The organism is Lysobacter antibioticus HS124 (genome assembly GCF_000336385.2).
GTDB lineage: Bacteria > Pseudomonadota > Gammaproteobacteria > Xanthomonadales > Xanthomonadaceae > Lysobacter > Lysobacter firmicutimachus.
Window position 1 is genome coordinate 20,268 of sequence record NZ_HG424486.1, and the last position, 14,643, is coordinate 34,910.

General features: G+C 69.0%; 18 protein-coding genes. 8 read left to right on the forward strand and 10 right to left on the reverse strand.

Going from position 1 to position 14,643, the window contains the following annotated elements; all coding sequences use genetic code 11:
• Positions 1–6: 6 nt before the first annotated feature.
• A complete protein-coding gene (locus TX83_RS09265) occupies positions 7–501 on the forward strand; it encodes an SRPBCC family protein (RefSeq protein ID WP_064747658.1) in 495 nt (164 codons plus the stop codon).
• Positions 501–1,391, forward strand: a complete 891-nt coding sequence (locus TX83_RS09270) for a sterol desaturase family protein (protein ID WP_064747659.1) — start codon at positions 501–503, stop codon at positions 1,389–1,391. Before TX83_RS09265 ends, TX83_RS09270 begins: the two co-directional genes overlap by 1 nt.
• Here the strand turns inward: TX83_RS09270 and TX83_RS09275 are convergent.
• Together TX83_RS09275 and TX83_RS09280 are read right to left on the reverse strand one after the other, a co-directional pair.
• Positions 1,364–1,816 carry a hypothetical protein gene (locus TX83_RS09275; protein ID WP_064747660.1) on the reverse strand — a complete coding sequence of 151 codons (453 nt, stop codon included), beginning with the start codon at positions 1,814–1,816 and terminating at the stop codon, positions 1,364–1,366. The two genes, TX83_RS09270 and TX83_RS09275, sit on opposite strands and share 28 nt — an antisense overlap.
• A 143-nt stretch (positions 1,817–1,959) precedes the next feature.
• Positions 1,960–2,577, reverse strand: a complete 618-nt coding sequence (locus TX83_RS09280) for a glutathione S-transferase family protein (RefSeq protein WP_064747661.1) — start codon at positions 2,575–2,577, stop codon at positions 1,960–1,962.
• A gap of 243 nt (positions 2,578–2,820) precedes the next feature.
• Between TX83_RS09280 and TX83_RS09285 the strand changes: the two genes are divergently transcribed.
• Positions 2,821–3,297: an Lrp/AsnC family transcriptional regulator gene (locus TX83_RS09285; RefSeq protein ID WP_064747662.1), complete on the forward strand. Its 477-nt coding sequence runs from the start codon at positions 2,821–2,823 to the stop codon at positions 3,295–3,297.
• Between the two features lie 283 nt (positions 3,298–3,580).
• Here TX83_RS09285 and TX83_RS09290 read toward each other — a convergent pair whose 3' ends face one another.
• A complete protein-coding gene (locus TX83_RS09290) occupies positions 3,581–4,513 on the reverse strand; it encodes a LysR substrate-binding domain-containing protein (RefSeq protein WP_222423747.1) in 933 nt (310 codons plus the stop codon).
• Between the two features lie 88 nt (positions 4,514–4,601).
• Here TX83_RS09290 and TX83_RS09295 point away from each other — a divergent pair, with 88 nt between their 5' ends.
• Positions 4,602–5,339, forward strand: coding sequence for a glutathione S-transferase family protein (locus TX83_RS09295; RefSeq protein ID WP_064747664.1), 738 nt, complete (start codon positions 4,602–4,604; stop codon positions 5,337–5,339).
• Between the two features lie 311 nt (positions 5,340–5,650).
• Here TX83_RS09295 and TX83_RS09300 read toward each other — a convergent pair whose 3' ends face one another.
• The gene (locus TX83_RS09300) at positions 5,651–6,790 is read right to left on the reverse strand and encodes a fatty acid desaturase family protein (RefSeq protein WP_064747665.1); all 1,140 of its coding nucleotides are present in this window, start codon (positions 6,788–6,790) and stop codon (positions 5,651–5,653) included.
• Positions 6,791–6,797: 7 nt separating this feature from the next.
• The gene (locus tag TX83_RS09305; RefSeq protein ID WP_064747666.1) at positions 6,798–7,904 is read right to left on the reverse strand and encodes a ferredoxin reductase; all 1,107 of its coding nucleotides are present in this window, start codon (positions 7,902–7,904) and stop codon (positions 6,798–6,800) included.
• A 69-nt stretch (positions 7,905–7,973) separates the two neighbouring features.
• Here TX83_RS09305 and fabR point away from each other — a divergent pair, with 69 nt between their 5' ends.
• From fabR to TX83_RS09325, 4 genes are all read left to right on the forward strand, one after another.
• On the forward strand, positions 7,974–8,672 hold the full coding sequence (gene fabR / locus TX83_RS09310; protein ID WP_064747667.1) for an HTH-type transcriptional repressor FabR: 699 nt from the start codon (positions 7,974–7,976) through the stop codon (positions 8,670–8,672).
• 332 nt (positions 8,673–9,004) lie between these two features.
• A complete protein-coding gene (locus TX83_RS09315) occupies positions 9,005–9,694 on the forward strand; it encodes a glutathione S-transferase family protein (RefSeq protein ID WP_064747668.1) in 690 nt (229 codons plus the stop codon).
• Positions 9,691–10,038 (forward strand): ArsR/SmtB family transcription factor, encoded by a 348-nt coding sequence (locus TX83_RS09320; protein WP_064747669.1) that lies wholly within the window; start codon positions 9,691–9,693, stop codon positions 10,036–10,038. Before TX83_RS09315 ends, TX83_RS09320 begins: the two co-directional genes overlap by 4 nt.
• Complete coding sequence (locus TX83_RS09325; protein ID WP_064747670.1) at positions 10,035–10,508, forward strand: SRPBCC family protein; 474 nt, start codon at positions 10,035–10,037, stop codon at positions 10,506–10,508. Before TX83_RS09320 ends, TX83_RS09325 begins: the two co-directional genes overlap by 4 nt.
• A gap of 24 nt (positions 10,509–10,532) precedes the next feature.
• Here the strand turns inward: TX83_RS09325 and TX83_RS09330 are convergent, their stop codons facing one another.
• The 5 genes from TX83_RS09330 to TX83_RS09350 all read right to left on the reverse strand — a co-directional run bounded on the left by TX83_RS09330 (position 10,533) and on the right by TX83_RS09350 (position 14,597).
• Complete coding sequence (locus TX83_RS09330; protein WP_064747671.1) at positions 10,533–11,513, reverse strand: cyclase family protein; 981 nt, start codon at positions 11,511–11,513, stop codon at positions 10,533–10,535.
• A 144-nt stretch (positions 11,514–11,657) separates the two neighbouring features.
• A complete protein-coding gene (locus TX83_RS09335) occupies positions 11,658–12,572 on the reverse strand; it encodes a LysR family transcriptional regulator (protein ID WP_064747705.1) in 915 nt (304 codons plus the stop codon).
• 116 nt (positions 12,573–12,688) lie between these two features.
• Positions 12,689–13,201, reverse strand: coding sequence for a hypothetical protein (locus tag TX83_RS09340; protein WP_064747672.1), 513 nt, complete (start codon positions 13,199–13,201; stop codon positions 12,689–12,691).
• 17 nt (positions 13,202–13,218) lie between these two features.
• Positions 13,219–13,821 carry an XVIPCD domain-containing protein gene (locus tag TX83_RS09345; protein ID WP_141233438.1) on the reverse strand — a complete coding sequence of 201 codons (603 nt, stop codon included), beginning with the start codon at positions 13,819–13,821 and terminating at the stop codon, positions 13,219–13,221.
• A complete protein-coding gene (locus TX83_RS09350; protein WP_141233439.1) occupies positions 13,818–14,597 on the reverse strand; it encodes a hypothetical protein in 780 nt (259 codons plus the stop codon). The genes TX83_RS09345 and TX83_RS09350 overlap by 4 nt, the downstream gene beginning before the upstream one ends.
• Positions 14,598–14,643: the final 46 nt, after the last annotated feature.

Consider the following 14,643-nt stretch of genomic DNA (forward strand, 5'->3'; position numbering starts at 1 on the left):
GGCCGCATGCACCTCCGCCTGCTCGCCGAACGCAGCATCGCCGCCGCCCCCGCCGCGGTGTACGCGCTGGTGCTCGACGGCAACCGCTTTGCGCCCTTGTTCGAAGGCTACGGCCCGATCCCGGGACTGGAACGGATCCAACCGCTCGGCCCGGTCGAAGTCGGCGCAGTGCGCGAAGTACGCGACCTGCGCGGCGCGGTACTGCACGAACGCATCACCGCGCTGGAACCTCCCCAACGCCATGCCTACACCTTGTACGACCTGCCCGCGCCGCTGTCGTGGCTGGCGCGCGAAGGCCGCGCCGAGTGGCGCTTCCAGGCGATGGCCGATGATCCGGGCGCGACCCGGGTCAGCTGGCGCTACGATTTCGAATTGACCGGTCCCTGGGCCTGGCCGCTGGCGTGGCCGGTGCTGCGCGGAGCGATGCAGCCGGCGATGCGGGGCTGCCTGGAGCGCATCGCCCAGACCCTGGAACAAGCCTGGCGCGCGGAGCGGCGTTGATGGAAGAGTGGATCCTGCTCGGCCTGGCGCCGATATTCCTGATTCTGATCGCGGCCGAAGCCTGGTACTGGCGGCGGCGCGCGCCGGAACGCTACAGCTTGCGCGATACCGCCTCCAACGCCGCGCTGGCGCTGATGCACCAGGCCAGCGACGCGATCGCCTGGCTGCTGGTGATCGGCCTGTACTACGCGGTCTACGCGCACCGCCTGTTCGACCTGCCGCCGGCCTCGCCCTGGACCGTGGCCGCGCTGTTCGTCGCCCAGGATTTCTTCTATTACTGGTTCCACCGCGCCAGCCACCGCATCCGTTGGCTGTGGGCCTCGCACGTCACCCACCACTCCTCCGAGCGGCTCAACCTGTCGACCGCGTTCCGGCAGAGCCTGACCTATCCGATCTCGGGCATGTGGCTGTTCTGGCTGCCGCTGGCCTGGATCGGCTTCGAGCCGCGCCACATCGTCGCGGTGGTCGCGATCAACCTGGCGTTCCAGTTCTTCGTCCACACCCAGGCGGTGGGCAAGCTCGGTTGGTTGGAGAAGGTGTTCAACACGCCCTCGCACCACCGCGTCCATCATGCCCGCAACCCGCAGTACATCGACCGCAACTTCGCCGGCGTGCTGATCGTCTGGGACAAGCTGTTCGGCACCTATACCGAAGAGGACGACGCCGTGCCCTGCGAGTACGGCATCGTCGGCCAGGTGCGCGGGCACAATCCGATCCGGCTGACCTTCCACGAATGGATCGCGATGTTCGGCGACGCCTGGCGCGCGCGCGGCCTGCGCGGCGCGCTGGGGCAGTTGTTCGGTCCGCCGGAGCGCTCGCACTCGCACCTGCGCGCGAGCGCGGCGGCGTCCGAGGCGGCGACTCAGGTCTTGGGCGAGAGCCCGAAGTAGGCATAGGCGGCCGACACCGCCAGCCCCAGCCAGGCCTGCCCATGCGTGGTCAGCGCCGGCAGTTCCTTGGGGTGGTACAGGCCGACCAGGAAGGCGCACAGCCCGGCGCCGATCCACACCAGCACGTACAGCACCGAGACCACGGTCACCGCGCGCGTCGCGTTGGCCGACGCGCCGGCATCGAGCACCCGCGCGCCCGGCGCTTCGCCGGGCTTGGCCAAGGCCAGCTCGGCGATCACCAATGCCGACACCAGGCCGCCGATCACCGACAAGGCCTGGGCCATGCCGTCGTTGAAATAGCTGAGCGGATACAGCGTGCAGCCCGGACCGGACACGCAGTCCACCACCCGCACCGGCACGCTGATCAGATGGACGTAGACGCCCAGCAGGATCATCGAGATCAAACCGCCGAACAGAGTCTTCATGCGCCCCCCAGCCCGCTCGCGCGCGATCGCCGCAGGGGCGGCGCCGCTGCGGCGCGCGTCCTCGCCGGCGCCGGCTTGCGCCGCGCCGAGCCCCTGTCTGCCCCAGCCAACGCGGCGCCGTGCCGGCTCAGGCCAACGCGGACTCAATCGTGGGTCTCGCCCGACAGCGGCGTGGCGCGCATCGAATCGCGCTGCTCGAAGGCGTCGAACCAGGCGCTCAGGCGCGGCCGGCCGGCGCGGAAGCCGGGCAGTTCGCGGAACTCCAGCCAACTCAGCGCGGTCGCTATCGCGATATGGCCGACGTGCAGCGGCGCCCTGTCGTCGAGCTCGCGCTCGAGCCAGTCGTAGCTTTCGATCAGCTTACGGGCATAGCCGTCGCGCAGCGCCGGGTAGCGCAAGGCTTCCGGCCGGCGCACGGTTTCCCAGCGTACCTTGATGCCGAAATCGGCCAGGGCCTGGGCGATCGCCTGCAACCGCAGCACATGCCAGCGCGCCTCGCCTTCGGCCGGAATCAGCTTGCGGCCGTCGTGCAAGGTGTCGAGATAGGCGCAGATGATGTCCGAGTCGAATAGCGGCGGCAGTCCGGAGCGCAACAGCACCGGCACCTTGCCGAGCGGGTTCTGCGCATACACCGCATCGTTGCGAAGGGTCGGGCTGGTCTCGTGGTGGATCACCTCGATCCGCTCGGCCAGGCCGGCTTCGTGGGCGAATACCAGCGCCTTGCGCGCATACGGCGAGTGGGTTTGATACAGCAATTGCATCGGCGGTCTCCGCAAGCTCGTTGGAAATCCGCAGGCGCGGGCCAGCCGGTGTCGGCATACGCCGCGTCGTGCAGGACCCGCTCCTGCCAGTTGCCGTCGACGAAACGCTGCAGTGCCGGCAAGTCCATGACGTCGCCCCGGGATGAGGCGAAAATCCTAGCCGCGCGGCGGCGCGGTTTCGCCGCGATCGCCTGCCCGGCGATGCGGATTTTCCGCGTCGCGCCGCCCTAAGATGCCTGGACCATGAAACTAGACCGATTCGACCGTCAATTGCTCAACCTGGTGCAGGAAGACGCCGGCCAGACCGCCGAGCGCCTGGCCGAACAGGTCGCGCTGTCGCCCTCGGCGATCCAGCGCCGGCTGCGCAAGCTGCGCGAACACGGCGTGATCCAGCGCGACGCGGCGGTGCTCGACCCCAGGCAGGTCGGCAAGCCGACCTTCTTCATCGTCGCTTTGCAGGTGGAACGCGAGCGTCCGGAGCTGCTGGCGCAGCTGCGCAAGTGGCTGGCGGCGCAGGCGCAGGTGCAGCAGGTGTTCTACGTCACCGGCGAGGCCGATTTCGTGCTGGTGGTGACCGCCCCCGACACCGAGAACTACGACGCGCTGATGCTGCGCATGATTGCCGACAATCTCAACATCAAGCGCTTCACCACCCATGTGGCGCTGAGCCTGGTCAAGCGCGGCCTGACCATCCCGGTCGCGCTCGACGAAAACGACTGAGCACGGCGCGGCCGCGTGCGGTGCCGGTCGCGCGCGCCGCGGCCGTGCGCGGCGAAGGGCTGCTGATCGCCGACACCTCCGACGATCCGAACGCCCCGGTGGTCGCCGACGCGATGGCCGGCTACGGCCGGCGAGCACGCCGTCCGGCAGCGCCGGCCTGGCCGGGTTGCGGCGCGCCGCGGCCGATCCGGCGTTGCGCCGGCGCCATGCGCTCGACGCGCGCAGCGTGGTGCTGCTCACGATCACCGAAGGCGCGGCGCCTGAGCCGGCCTGACCACGCCGCTCAGGCCGGCTCGCGCAGGCACTCGATCAGGAACTCGACCGTCGCGCGCACGCCCGGCAACTGGCCGCGGCGGTGCGGCATCACCAGGGTCGTGGTCACCCGACCCGCATGCCAGTCCGGCAGCACCCGGCGCAAACGGCCGTCGCCGAGCTCGGCGCGGCAGATCTTCGCCGGCAAACAGGTCAGTCCCATGCCGGCGACCGCTGCCGCGGTCAGCACCCGCCCCTCGTTGGCGGTCATGCGCGGCTGCGGTTCGACCTGCACCGTGGCGCCGGCGGCATCGCTCAGGGTCCAGGCGCCGCGTCCCGATTGGCCGGTCAGCAGGCCGTCGTGCCCGGCCAGCTCTTGCGGCGTTCGCGGTTCGCCGCGCTCGGCCAGATACGCCGGCGCGGCGACCACGACGATGTCCTCGACCGAGGCCTGGCGCTGGATCAGGCCCGAATCCGGCAGCGGCGCGAAATGGCTGCGCACGGCGATGTCGTAGCCGTCCTGGACCACGTCGACCATGCGATCGCTGACGTCCAGTTGCAGATGCAGGCGCGGATAGCGCCGCGCCAGTTCCGGCAGCAGCGGCGCCAGGTACTCCTGCGCGACCGGCACGTTGCAGGTCATGCGCACCCGTCCGCTGGGTTCGGCGGCGCGACGGCGGACCACGCTCTCGGCGGCTTCGGTCTCGATCAGCGCCGCGCGCGCGTGCTCGTGGAAGGCCTGGCCGGTGTCGGTCAGGACGAAGCTGCGCGAGGTGCGATGGATCAGGCGCACGCCCAGTTCGTCCTCCAACGCGGCCACGCGCTTGCTGACCGTGGACTTGGGCACGCCCAGCCGGCGCGAGGCCGCCGCGAAGCCGCCTTGCTCGACTGCGGTAGCGAACAGGACCAGATCGTTGAGATTGAGCATGCCCGCAAAGTACACATATGTGGACTTTGAGTCCATTTTTCGCTTACTACACGCCGAAAGTCCACGCACCTACAGTGAGCTCACCCCGCAACGACGGGCCCACACCTCTCACTGGAGAATGCAAATGTCCGCTGCCAAGACCGCCCCGACCGCCGCCGTTCCGATCCTGTTCTACGGCGTGCCGTCCGGCTGCTCGTTCGGTTCCCTTGTCGCCCTGGAATGGGCCGGCCAGCCGTACCGTCTGGCCCGGGTCGAGATGCCCGAGCAGATCCACACCACTGCGTTCAAATCCCTCAACCCGGTCGGCGAGACCCCGGTGCTGGTCAGCGCCCAGGGCGACGTGGTCACCGAGAGCATGGCCATCCTCAACCACATCGGCGCGCGGGCGATCGAGCGCGGCATCGCCTTCGCCCAGGGCACGCCGCAGTTCGACGAGCTCAACCGGATGCTGGCCTTCCTCAACACCACCTTCTTCGGTTCGTTCTCGTCGCTGTGGCATGTGCTGGAGCACGAAGTCGACGAAGCCTCGCGCGAGGCCCTGGTCGAGTACGGCCGCGGCCGGGTGGTGCAGGCCCACGCCAAGCTGGAGGCCATGCTCGGCGACAAGCGCTGGCTGCTCGGCGACCGTCCGACCCTGGCCGACGCCTACTTCGCCGGCATCGCGCGCTGGACCAAGTACCACAGCGTCGTCGACCGCCGCGATTACCCCAACCTGCAGCGCCTGTTCGATCAGCTCGAAGCCGACCCGGCGGTGATCTTCGCCCACGCCATCGAGCAGCAACGCCCGGCGGTCAGCGCCGGCGGCTTCCAGGGCGAGGTCGCGCTGGAGGAGGCGATCGCGGATTACCGCCTGGCGGCGTAACCGGTGCGGGGGGATGGGCTGGAGCAAAGCAACAGCAAATCCCCCTGCCCCCTTTTTCAAGAGGGGGAATGCTTCGGGAGAGTTGCTCGATGCTCGATCGGCGACGCTTCGGAAGGCCTGCCGCACAAGGCTGCCGCACTTCGCCGTCGAAACGGGAACCGCTACACCCGCACTCAGGGACTTTACCTTCCTCCGATGGCGCAGCGGCGGTTGCCCCCTTTGAAAAAGGGGGCGGCGACCGCACAGCGGTCGCGGGGGATTTGCTGTTGCTGTTGTGGCCGTGGCGTGACTGTCGCCTCCGCAGCGCCGCCTCAGGCCTGCGCTTCCGCCCGTACCAGGGGACGCCGCGCGCGCGGGCGGCTCGGCCAGGCGTGGCGCAAAATCCGCCACACCACTTCGCCGAACTGCCGCGGCAGCGAACCGGTGTCGTAGTGCTGGCCGTAGCGGCCGCAGATTTCGCGCACTTCCACCGCCATCGCCGCATAGCGCCAGGCCGGGATGTCCGGGTAGAAATGATGTTCGATCTGATGGCTCAGATTGCCGGTCATCAGGTCCATCCACTTGCCGCCGGTGAGGTTGGACGAACCGCGCAACTGGCGCAGGTACCAATGCCCGCGCGACTCGTTGCGCACCGATTCCTTCGGAAACACTTCGGCGTCGATGGTGAAGTGGCCGCAGAAGATCACCGTATAGGTCCACACGTTGCGGATCAGGTTGGCGACCAGGTTGCCCAGCAGCACCGGCAGGAAGAACGGGCCGGCCAGCAGCGGGAACAGCACGTAGTCCTTCAGCAACTGCTTGCCCATCTTGCGCCCGACCGGCACGAACTTGCGCCACATCGCCCGGTGCTTGGTCTTGCCGGTCAGCCAGCGCCCCAGGCGCAGGTCCTGTATCGCCACGCCCCACTCGAACAGCAGCGCGAACACCACCGCGATCAGCGGCTGGGCCAGGAAGAACGGCTTCCAGCGCTGCTCCGGGAACAGGCGCAACAGGCCGTAGCCGATGTCGTCGTCCATGCCGCGCACGTTGGTCCAGGTGTGGTGCTGGTAGTTGTGGGTTTTGCGCCAGTTGTCGCCGGTGGCGACGATGTCCCATTCGTAGGTCTTGCCGTCCAGGTGCGGGTCGCGCATCCAGTCGTACTGGCCGTGCATGACGTTGTGGCCGACCTCCATGTTCTCCAGGATCTTCGACAACGCCAGCGACAACGTGCCCAGCACCGCGGCGGTCCACAGCAGCCAGCCCAGGCCGAACGCCAGGCCCGCAGCGGCGGCGAACAGCAGCAGCCGTCCGCCCAGGCCGAACCAGCGCACCGCCGCGACCACGCGGCGGATGTAGGCCGCATCGACCCGGCCGACCTGGGCCAGGGTGCGCGCGCGCAGCGCGTCGAGTTCTTCGCCGAAGCGATCGAGTTCCTGCGCGCCCAGCGCGCGGTTGCGTGGTTTCGAAGTCATGGTCGGCTTACAGATCGAGGACGAGGTCGCTGCTGGCGGCGTTGACGCACAGGCGCAGCGCGGACGCCGGCTCGCTGTGGACGTCGCCGGTGTGCAGATGGCGGGTGGTGCCGGAGGCTTTGCCGCAGGCGCAGGTATTGCATAGGCCCATGCGGCAGCCGGATGCCAGCGACAGGCCCTGCGCTTCCAGCGCGCTCAGCAGGGATTGGCCGCGCGGCAATTGCAGGCGGCGGCCGCTGCGCGCCAGTTCGACTTCGACCGTGCCGGTGTCGTCGTCGCTGCGCGGCGGCGGGGTGAAAGCTTCGGCGGCAAAGCCGACGGCGCGCGCCGCGGTGAGTTCGCGCGCGGTGGCGACGAAGCCGCCCGGGCCGCAGGCGTAGATGCGCCGCTGCGCCCAGTCCGGCGCATGCTGCGCCAGCGATTCGGCGTCGATGCGGCCGCCGGCCTCGCCGGGATGCTGCGGCGCCTGCCGGGTCAGCAGCAGGCGCAACTCAAAATTCGGATGGGTCGCCGCGAGTTCGCGCAACTCGTCGACGAAGCACAGCTCCTCGCGCCGGCGCGCCCAGTACAGCAAGGTCAGCGGCACCGGCATGCCGCGCTGGGCCAGCGCACGCAGCATCGCCATCAGGGGCGTGATGCCGCTGCCCGCGGCCAGAAACAGCCAAGCGCCGTCGACGCGCTCGGGCAGCACCATCTCGCCGAAGGCCGGCCCCAGTTCGAGCACATCGCCGACCCGGGCGCGGTCGTGCAGATGCCGGCTCAGGCGCCCGCCTTCGATCGCCTTGACCGTGATCGCGATGCGGCCGTCCGCGCGCGGCGCGTCGCACAGGCTGTAGCTGCGCGAGACGGTGGCGCCGTCGATGCGGGCGCCGATCATCAAATGCTGGCCGGCGACGAAGCCGCGCCAGTGCCGGTTCGGCTTCAGGATCAGGGTCACCGCGTCGGCCGAGGCCGACTCGCGCGCCTCGATCCGCGCCAGCGGCCGCTCCCAGCTCCAGGTCGGATGGAGCCTGGATGCCCAAAAATCAAAGACTTGCGGCTTAACGAAAGGGGCGACCAAGCGACGCAGAGGGCTGCGCGGACGGTGGGCGGAGGGGCGGACGACAGCGTTCATGGGCATCACTATACACATATCTGCACATATATATGCACACGTGTATAGCAATTCAGCATAGGGAGTATCATGTCGGCTGCCGACCCTGCGCCCGCCAGCCCGCCGCCCGTGAGCCAACGCTTTCCTACCGACATCGACGTCGATTCGCACCCGGGCCGCAAGGCGACCATTTCGCGCGAGGACCTGATCGCCGCCGCGCTCAAGCTGATCGGCCCGCATCGCAGCGTGTCCAGCCTGAGCCTGCGCGAGGTCGCGCGCGAAGCCGGCATCGCCCCGAACAGTTTCTACCGCCAGTTCCGCGACACCGACGAACTGGCGGTGGCGTTGATCGACCTGGCCGGCCAGTCGCTGCGCAAGATCGTCGGCGAGGCGCGCCAGCGCGTCGCGACCCGCCGCAGCGCCGTGCGCAGTTCGATCGAGGCGTTCATGGAGCAATTGCGCGCCGACGACAAACTGCTGCACGTACTGCTGCGCGAAGGCACGGTCGGCTCGGACGCGTTCAAGCGCGCGGTCGACCGCGAACTGTCGTTCTTCGAAGAGGAACTGCGCGTCGACCTGATCCGCCTGGCCGCCCACGACGGCGTGACCCTGCACGAACCGGCCCTGGTTGCGCGCTCGATCACCCGCCTGGTCTTCGCGATGGGCGCCACCGCGATGGACATGACGCCGGAAAAGGACCGCGAACTCATCGAAGAGATGAGCACGATGGTGCGGATGATCCTGGCCGGGTCGCGGGCGATGGCGCAGCGGGGCCGCGCGGCGGGCTGATCGCCGGCCGTCGTCCATCGTCCACCGAGGCATTCCCCCTTCGAAAGCGAAGCAGGGGGGAATTCGTCGTTGCCTTTGCGCTTAAGCCCGGCAGCTACCGCAAAAGCTCGAATTCCCGGCGCCCGCTGTGCGGTCGCCGCCTGTTTTCCAGCGGGCCCGACGGCAACGCGCCCGTCGCGATCGCCGCCACCACACACCTCGCGCCCGCGGGCCGACCGACGCCCTCCTGACCACCTGTCGGAAAACTAAGCCAACCCGGAAACCATTCTTGCGCCGACCGCCGGCTTGAGCCAATACTTAGCCAAACAGGAAACCATAGGGCCACCCACGCCATGTCCCTGCACCTGCACGCCCATCCCCTGGCCTCGTTCTGCCACAAGGTGCTGATCGCGCTGTACGAACACGGCACGCCGTTCGAGAACCACCTGCTCGACCTCGCCGACCCCGGCGCCAAGGCCGATTTCCTCGCGCTGTGGCCGGTCGGCAAGATGCCGCTGCTGCGCGACGAAGCGCGCGCCCGCACGGTGCCGGAGACCAGCATCATCGTCGAGTACCTGGAACGCCATTACCCCGGCCCGCGCCCGCTGCTGCCGGCCGACCCCGAGCGCGCGCTCGACGTGCGCCTGTGGGACCGCTTCTTCGATCTGTACGTGCATGCGCCGATGCAGAAGATCGTGCTCGACCGCCTGCGCGGCGAACACGAGCGCGACCCGCGCGGGGTCGCCGAAGCGCGCGCCACCCTCGCCACCGCCTACGCGATGATCGAACGCCAGGCGCAGCACGAATGGATCTGCGGCGACGAGTTCGGCCTGGCCGATTGCGCGGCGACGCCGGCGCTGTTCTACGCCGGCATCGTCGAACCGTTTCCCGCCGGGCACTCGCGCCTGCACGCTTATTTCGAACGCCTGCTGGCGCGGCCCTCGGTGCGCCGCGTGCTGGCCGAGGCGCGGCCCTACTTCGATATGTTTCCCTACCGCGAGGCGATGCCGGCGCGGTTCCTGCGCGAGGACGCGCCGGCATGAACCGCGGCCGGGACGCGCAGCAATTGGATCGGCTGTTCCATGCCCTGGCCGACGACAGCCGCCGGCGCATGATCGACCGGCTCAGCGAAGGCCCGGCGTCGGTGTCGGAGCTGGCCAGGCCGCTGGCGATGGCCCTGCCCTCGGTGGTCAAGCATCTGGCGGTGCTGGAATCCGGCGGCATCGTGTTGTCGCAGAAAAACGGGCGCGTGCGCACCTACCGCCTCGCTCCGGATGCGCTGGCCCGCGCCGAGGCCTGGGTCGGCGAACGCAAGGCGCGCTGGAACGCGCGCTTCGACGCCCTGGAACGCTACCTGCTCGATACCGCCGACGAGGACATGCCGTGACCGCTGCGACCACCGTCCACACCGAGTTCGTCATCGAACGCGAACTGCCGGCGACGCCCGCGCGCGTGTTCCGCGCCTGGACCACCCCCGAAGCCAAGCGGCGCTGGTTCGTCTGCCACGACGACATGGTCAACACCGGCTACGAACTCGACTTCCGCCCGGGCGGCCACGAGCTCAACCGGGTGCGCCGCCCGGATGGCGTCGAACACCTGTTCCAGGCTCGATTCTTCGACATTGTGCCGGACCGCCGGATCATCTACGGCTATCACATGCAGGTCGGCGAACAGCGCCTGTCGGTGTCGCTGGCCACGGTCGAGTTCGAGCCCGGCGGCGCCGGCACGCGCCTGCGCTTCACCGAGCAGGTCGCCTTCCTCGACGGCTACCACGACCGCGAGGCGCGCATCCGCGGCACCGCCGAAGGGCTGGACCGGCTCGCTTTGCTGTTGCACGAGGCGGAGCGCGCGCACTGAGCGCACGCTCCGCACTCGCCGCGCTCAGCGCACCGGCAACGCGATCGGCCGCAGCGGCGCGGCGTCGCCGCCGCGAATTTTCAGCGGCCCGCCGATGAAGGCGAACTCGTAGACCTTGTCGCGCGACAGTTCCTCCAGCGCGACCAGTTCGATGATCGGCACGCCGTGCTGGGCCAGCAGGTAGGTATGCACCGGGATGTAGTCGCCGGCCACTTCCGAGGGGAAGGTCTCCAGGCTCAGGTTGTCGGCGCCGACGATCATCGCCCCGCCCTCTTCGACCAGGAACTTCGCCGCGTCCAGTCCCAGGCCGGGCGGGTTGGCCATGTAGCCGGCGGCGTCGCCGAAGCGCTGCATGCGTCCGGTGCGGATCAGCACCACGTCGCCGCGCTGCAGGCGCAGCTTCTGCTTGGCCAGCGCATTGCGCAGATCCTGCCGGGTGATGCGGTAGTTCTCCGGCAGCATCGGCAGGCCTTGCGCCGCGGCCACGTCGATCAGCACGCCGCGCGCGATCAGCGGCGGGAACTTCTCGATGCCGGTCTTCTTCCAGCCGCGGTCGCCGAGGTGCTCGTCGGCGCTGAAACCGTTCCAGATCTTGCCGTCCAGGCCGAAGTGGTTGAGCGCGTCGATGTGAGTGCCGCTATGGCTGTACATCGAGAACGCCGCACCGGTGTAGCTGACCTTGTGGTTCATCTCGCGGCCGACGCCCATCGGGTCGTCGGCGATGGTGCCGCGCGGGGTGTGGGTCATCCAGAACTGGTAGTGCGGGTCGCCCGCGGCCTGCCAGCTCGGCATGCCGATGTAGTAATCGGTGGCCAGGTCGTAGGCCCGCTCGCCCTGCACCCGCGACAGGATCGCCGCGCGCGATTGCGAGGTGATGAGGTTGAGCCGGCCGATCTCGTCGTTCGGGCCCCAGGGGCTGGTGCCGACGCGGTCGGCGGCCTGGACGGAAGCGGCGACGCCCAGGGCCAGCAGGCCCAGGGTCGGCAGAAGGGTACGCAGTTTCATTTCGGCTCCTGAAACGCGCCGGCCTCGTGGGCGGCGCTGACGTGGGGGCCGGCGCCGCGAACCGCAGCGCCGGAACGACGTCAGGATGAGCCTCGTCCCTGCGACGAAACAGCGCGCCCGGGTTGCGACAGTTTTCGCCCGCGCTCAGCAATCGGCCGGCGGCGGTTCCAGCAACGGCGGCAGTTCCGCGGCCAGGAACTCGACCAGTGCCCGCACCTTGGGCTGCAGATGGCGCGCGGTCGGGTACACCGCATACACCTGCCTCGGCGCGAAGCGATGATCCGGCAACACTTGCACCAGCCTGCCCGCCGCCATCGACGGCCGGGCCAGGAACGACGGCAGCGCGCCGATGCCCAGCCCGGCCTCGAGCAGGTCGCGCAGCACCAGGCTGTTGCCGACCGCCGCGCGCGGCAGGCCCTGCACCACCACCGGCCCCTGCGGTCCTTCCAGCGGCCACACGCCCGGCGGCTCGGCCAGGCTGTAGTGCAGCACGGCATGCGCGGACAAGGCCCCGGCATCGGCCGGCACGCCGTGTGCGGCCAGGTACGACGGCGACGCGCACAGCATCTGGCAGGCCTGCCCCAGCCGGCGCGCGATCAGCGAGGAATCCGGCAACTGCGCGCGCAACCGGATCGACACGTCGAAGCCCTCGGCGACCGCGTCCAGCAAGCGGTCTTCCAGCACCAGGTCCAACTGCAACTGCGGATAACGCTGCAGGAACCGCGCCAGCAACGGCGACAGCACGCTGAGCGCGAACGACAGCGGCGCATTGACCCGCAAGCGCCCGCTCACCTGCTGCGACTGCCCGCGCACCGAAGCCTCCAGCGCATCCAGTTCGTCCAGCAACCGCACGCACTCGCGGTAGTAGGCCTCGCCGACCTCGGTCAAGCCCATCCGCCGCGTGGTGCGCTGGATCAACACCGCGCCCAGGTGCGACTCCAGCGCGCGCAACTGCTTGCTCAAGCCCGCCGCCGACACGCCCAGGTCGTCCGCCGCCTTGGCCAGCCCGCCGAGTTCGACGATGCGTCGGAACGAGCGCATGAGAGCGAAGGAGTCCATGGGGCGGCCGAGAAAAAGCGGGCCGCCATTGTCGGCGGCCCGCTGCATCCAGCCAACACGCCGGCTCCGGTCGCGCCCGCCCCGATGGCGCGCCGGCTCTGCGTCCGCCAGAGTCCTTACTCCACGGACCGGCGCAGGGTGCTGGTCGGCAGCACGGCCTCCAGCCGCTCGACCGTGCGCTCATAGGCTTCCGCCAGCGGGCGCCAGGCCTCGCCCGGATCGGACCACCAAGTCGCCTCGGTACCGCACCAGCCGTCGCCGAAGGCGACGCCGTAGCGAACGCCGTCGAGGCCGAAACGCCGGGTCGGCAGGAACATCGGCACCGACAGGGCGGTGAAGCGCGCCAACAGTTCGGCGGCTTCGGCCGGATCGATCCGGGCCTCGGCGCCGTAGAGGTCCGGGCCGGCGGCGTCCAGCGCCAACCCGCGCGTGCGGTCGTGCTCCAGGCGCCGCACCCAGCAGGCCTCGCGCTCGACGAACAGGGCCCAGGACGAGTAAGGAACGAACGCCGGGAACCGCCACAGCAACAGCCGGCGGCAGTAACGGTCGCGCTTGGGCAGGCTGGGGAAGCGCTCGGGCTGGTACAGCAGGGTTTCGGCGGTTTCGGTGCGTTCGGCGTTGAAAGGCATGCGGGCGCGGCCTGGCCTCAATGCTGGAGCGACATCCTAGGCACGCCCTGGGCCGGCGCGTCCAATTCCTGCGAGCGCTCGTGCTGTTGCGCTTGCTGCAAACCGAGCTGCTCCACCTGGGCCAGGCTTCGTTCTGCCGGAACCTGCGCCGCCTGCGAAGCTTCCACGCGGGTCGCGAACCGGGGTTCGCGGTCGCCATGCGGCAAATACTCGGCGAACACATAGGTCTCGCCGGCGGCGCTGGGCCGGCCGACGGTGACCCGGTCCAGCCGTTGACTGAGCGGATCGGCCTTGTGCTCCACCAGCAAAGCCGCGGCGATGTTGCGGCTTTGCGTTTCGTCCCAGCGCCCATCGGCGCGCAGGGCGGAAAAGATCGTGCCCAGTTCGGGCGGCTCCGGAGCAGCGAACGCTCGCTGGGCGGGCAGAACGGCGTTCTTGGCCTCGGCCTCGCCCGCCAGCGCACGCAGCGCATCCGGCCCCTCGCCAAGCGCGGTGTGATGCGCCGTCGCCAGTTGCAGCCTGCCGTGACTGGTGTCGGTGAATCCGAACGAGCGCCCGTCCAGGTCCAGGCCATTGCGTTCGATCTTGCCGATGTCCAGCTCCAACTCGGCCATGTTCAAGCGGACATCGGCGGCGGATTTGCCGTTGCGCGGGCGTAAGCGTCCTCGGCATGCCAACGTTCGGCGATCACCCGAATCACATCGACGCCGTTGTAGTTCCGATAGCCGGACTCGCCGTGCCGACCCAACGAATCGGCAGCATCGTGGTAGCACCGCGCAATGGCCTCGACAGCGGTCGGGTCTTTCGCATCCTGATAGCCGGCCGCGTTGAGCCGGATGCCCGAGGCCAGCACGGCCCGCTCAGCGGTTTCGCGCGTCGCGCAAGAGCTGACCATGACAGCACGTTTCGCGAATTCATTCGGATCGAACGAGAGATCATTCTCAACCCGAATCCTGCTGGCCAGCGCATTGAGGCCTGTTTGTTCCGCCAAAGCCTCGTTGTACCGAACCTCGTTCAGATACTCTTTCGCAGCGGATGTCAGATCGATGTGGGACTCGTTCCCGGTCGACTCCTGAAGGCGAAGCTGGACGGTTTGAGCGAACCTATCGAGCGCCTGCAACGCCACCACGGACCGTATGGCGTGCGAGGACTCGTGACCCAAGGTCGCCGTCAACAGATCGCCCTGTTGAAGCGGCGTATATGCAGGATCATTCAGGGTGCTGGGCGACAGCAGAATGGATCGACTGCGGTGGTCGTAGCTTCCAGCCTGGTTTGGTTTGTCGCTCACGCCGATACCGGCCAACCTGCCGCTCGCCGCCGCTCGGTCGAGCATGATCGCCAGATACGGAGAATTGACGATAGCGGCCTCGACCTTGTCGATATCGGCCCGGCTCACGCCTGGCCGTTTCTGCATTGCCTCGATTAGACCCTGAACCCTAGGA

Bases quoted from the DNA above. Each gene is read 5' to 3' on its own strand.
- TX83_RS09265 (WP_064747658.1), top strand. From the start codon at position 7: ATGCACCTCCGCCTGCTCGCCGAACGCAGCATCGCCGCCGCCCCCGCC.
- TX83_RS09270 (WP_064747659.1), top strand. From the start codon at position 501: ATGGAAGAGTGGATCCTGCTCGGCCTGGCGCCGATATTCCTGATTCTG.
- TX83_RS09275 (WP_064747660.1), bottom strand. From the start codon at position 1,816: ATGAAGACTCTGTTCGGCGGTTTGATCTCGATGATCCTGCTGGGCGTC.
- TX83_RS09280 (WP_064747661.1), bottom strand. From the start codon at position 2,577: ATGCAATTGCTGTATCAAACCCACTCGCCGTATGCGCGCAAGGCGCTG.
- TX83_RS09285 (WP_064747662.1), top strand. From the start codon at position 2,821: ATGAAACTAGACCGATTCGACCGTCAATTGCTCAACCTGGTGCAGGAA.
- TX83_RS09290 (WP_222423747.1), bottom strand. From the start codon at position 4,513: ATGGACTCAAAGTCCACATATGTGTACTTTGCGGGCATGCTCAATCTC.
- TX83_RS09295 (WP_064747664.1), top strand. From the start codon at position 4,602: ATGTCCGCTGCCAAGACCGCCCCGACCGCCGCCGTTCCGATCCTGTTC.
- TX83_RS09300 (WP_064747665.1), bottom strand. From the start codon at position 6,790: ATGACTTCGAAACCACGCAACCGCGCGCTGGGCGCGCAGGAACTCGAT.
- TX83_RS09305 (WP_064747666.1), bottom strand. From the start codon at position 7,904: ATGAACGCTGTCGTCCGCCCCTCCGCCCACCGTCCGCGCAGCCCTCTG.
- fabR (WP_064747667.1), top strand. From the start codon at position 7,974: ATGTCGGCTGCCGACCCTGCGCCCGCCAGCCCGCCGCCCGTGAGCCAA.
- TX83_RS09315 (WP_064747668.1), top strand. From the start codon at position 9,005: ATGTCCCTGCACCTGCACGCCCATCCCCTGGCCTCGTTCTGCCACAAG.
- TX83_RS09320 (WP_064747669.1), top strand. From the start codon at position 9,691: ATGAACCGCGGCCGGGACGCGCAGCAATTGGATCGGCTGTTCCATGCC.
- TX83_RS09330 (WP_064747671.1), bottom strand. From the start codon at position 11,513: ATGAAACTGCGTACCCTTCTGCCGACCCTGGGCCTGCTGGCCCTGGGC.
- TX83_RS09335 (WP_064747705.1), bottom strand. From the start codon at position 12,572: ATGGACTCCTTCGCTCTCATGCGCTCGTTCCGACGCATCGTCGAACTC.
- TX83_RS09340 (WP_064747672.1), bottom strand. From the start codon at position 13,201: ATGCCTTTCAACGCCGAACGCACCGAAACCGCCGAAACCCTGCTGTAC.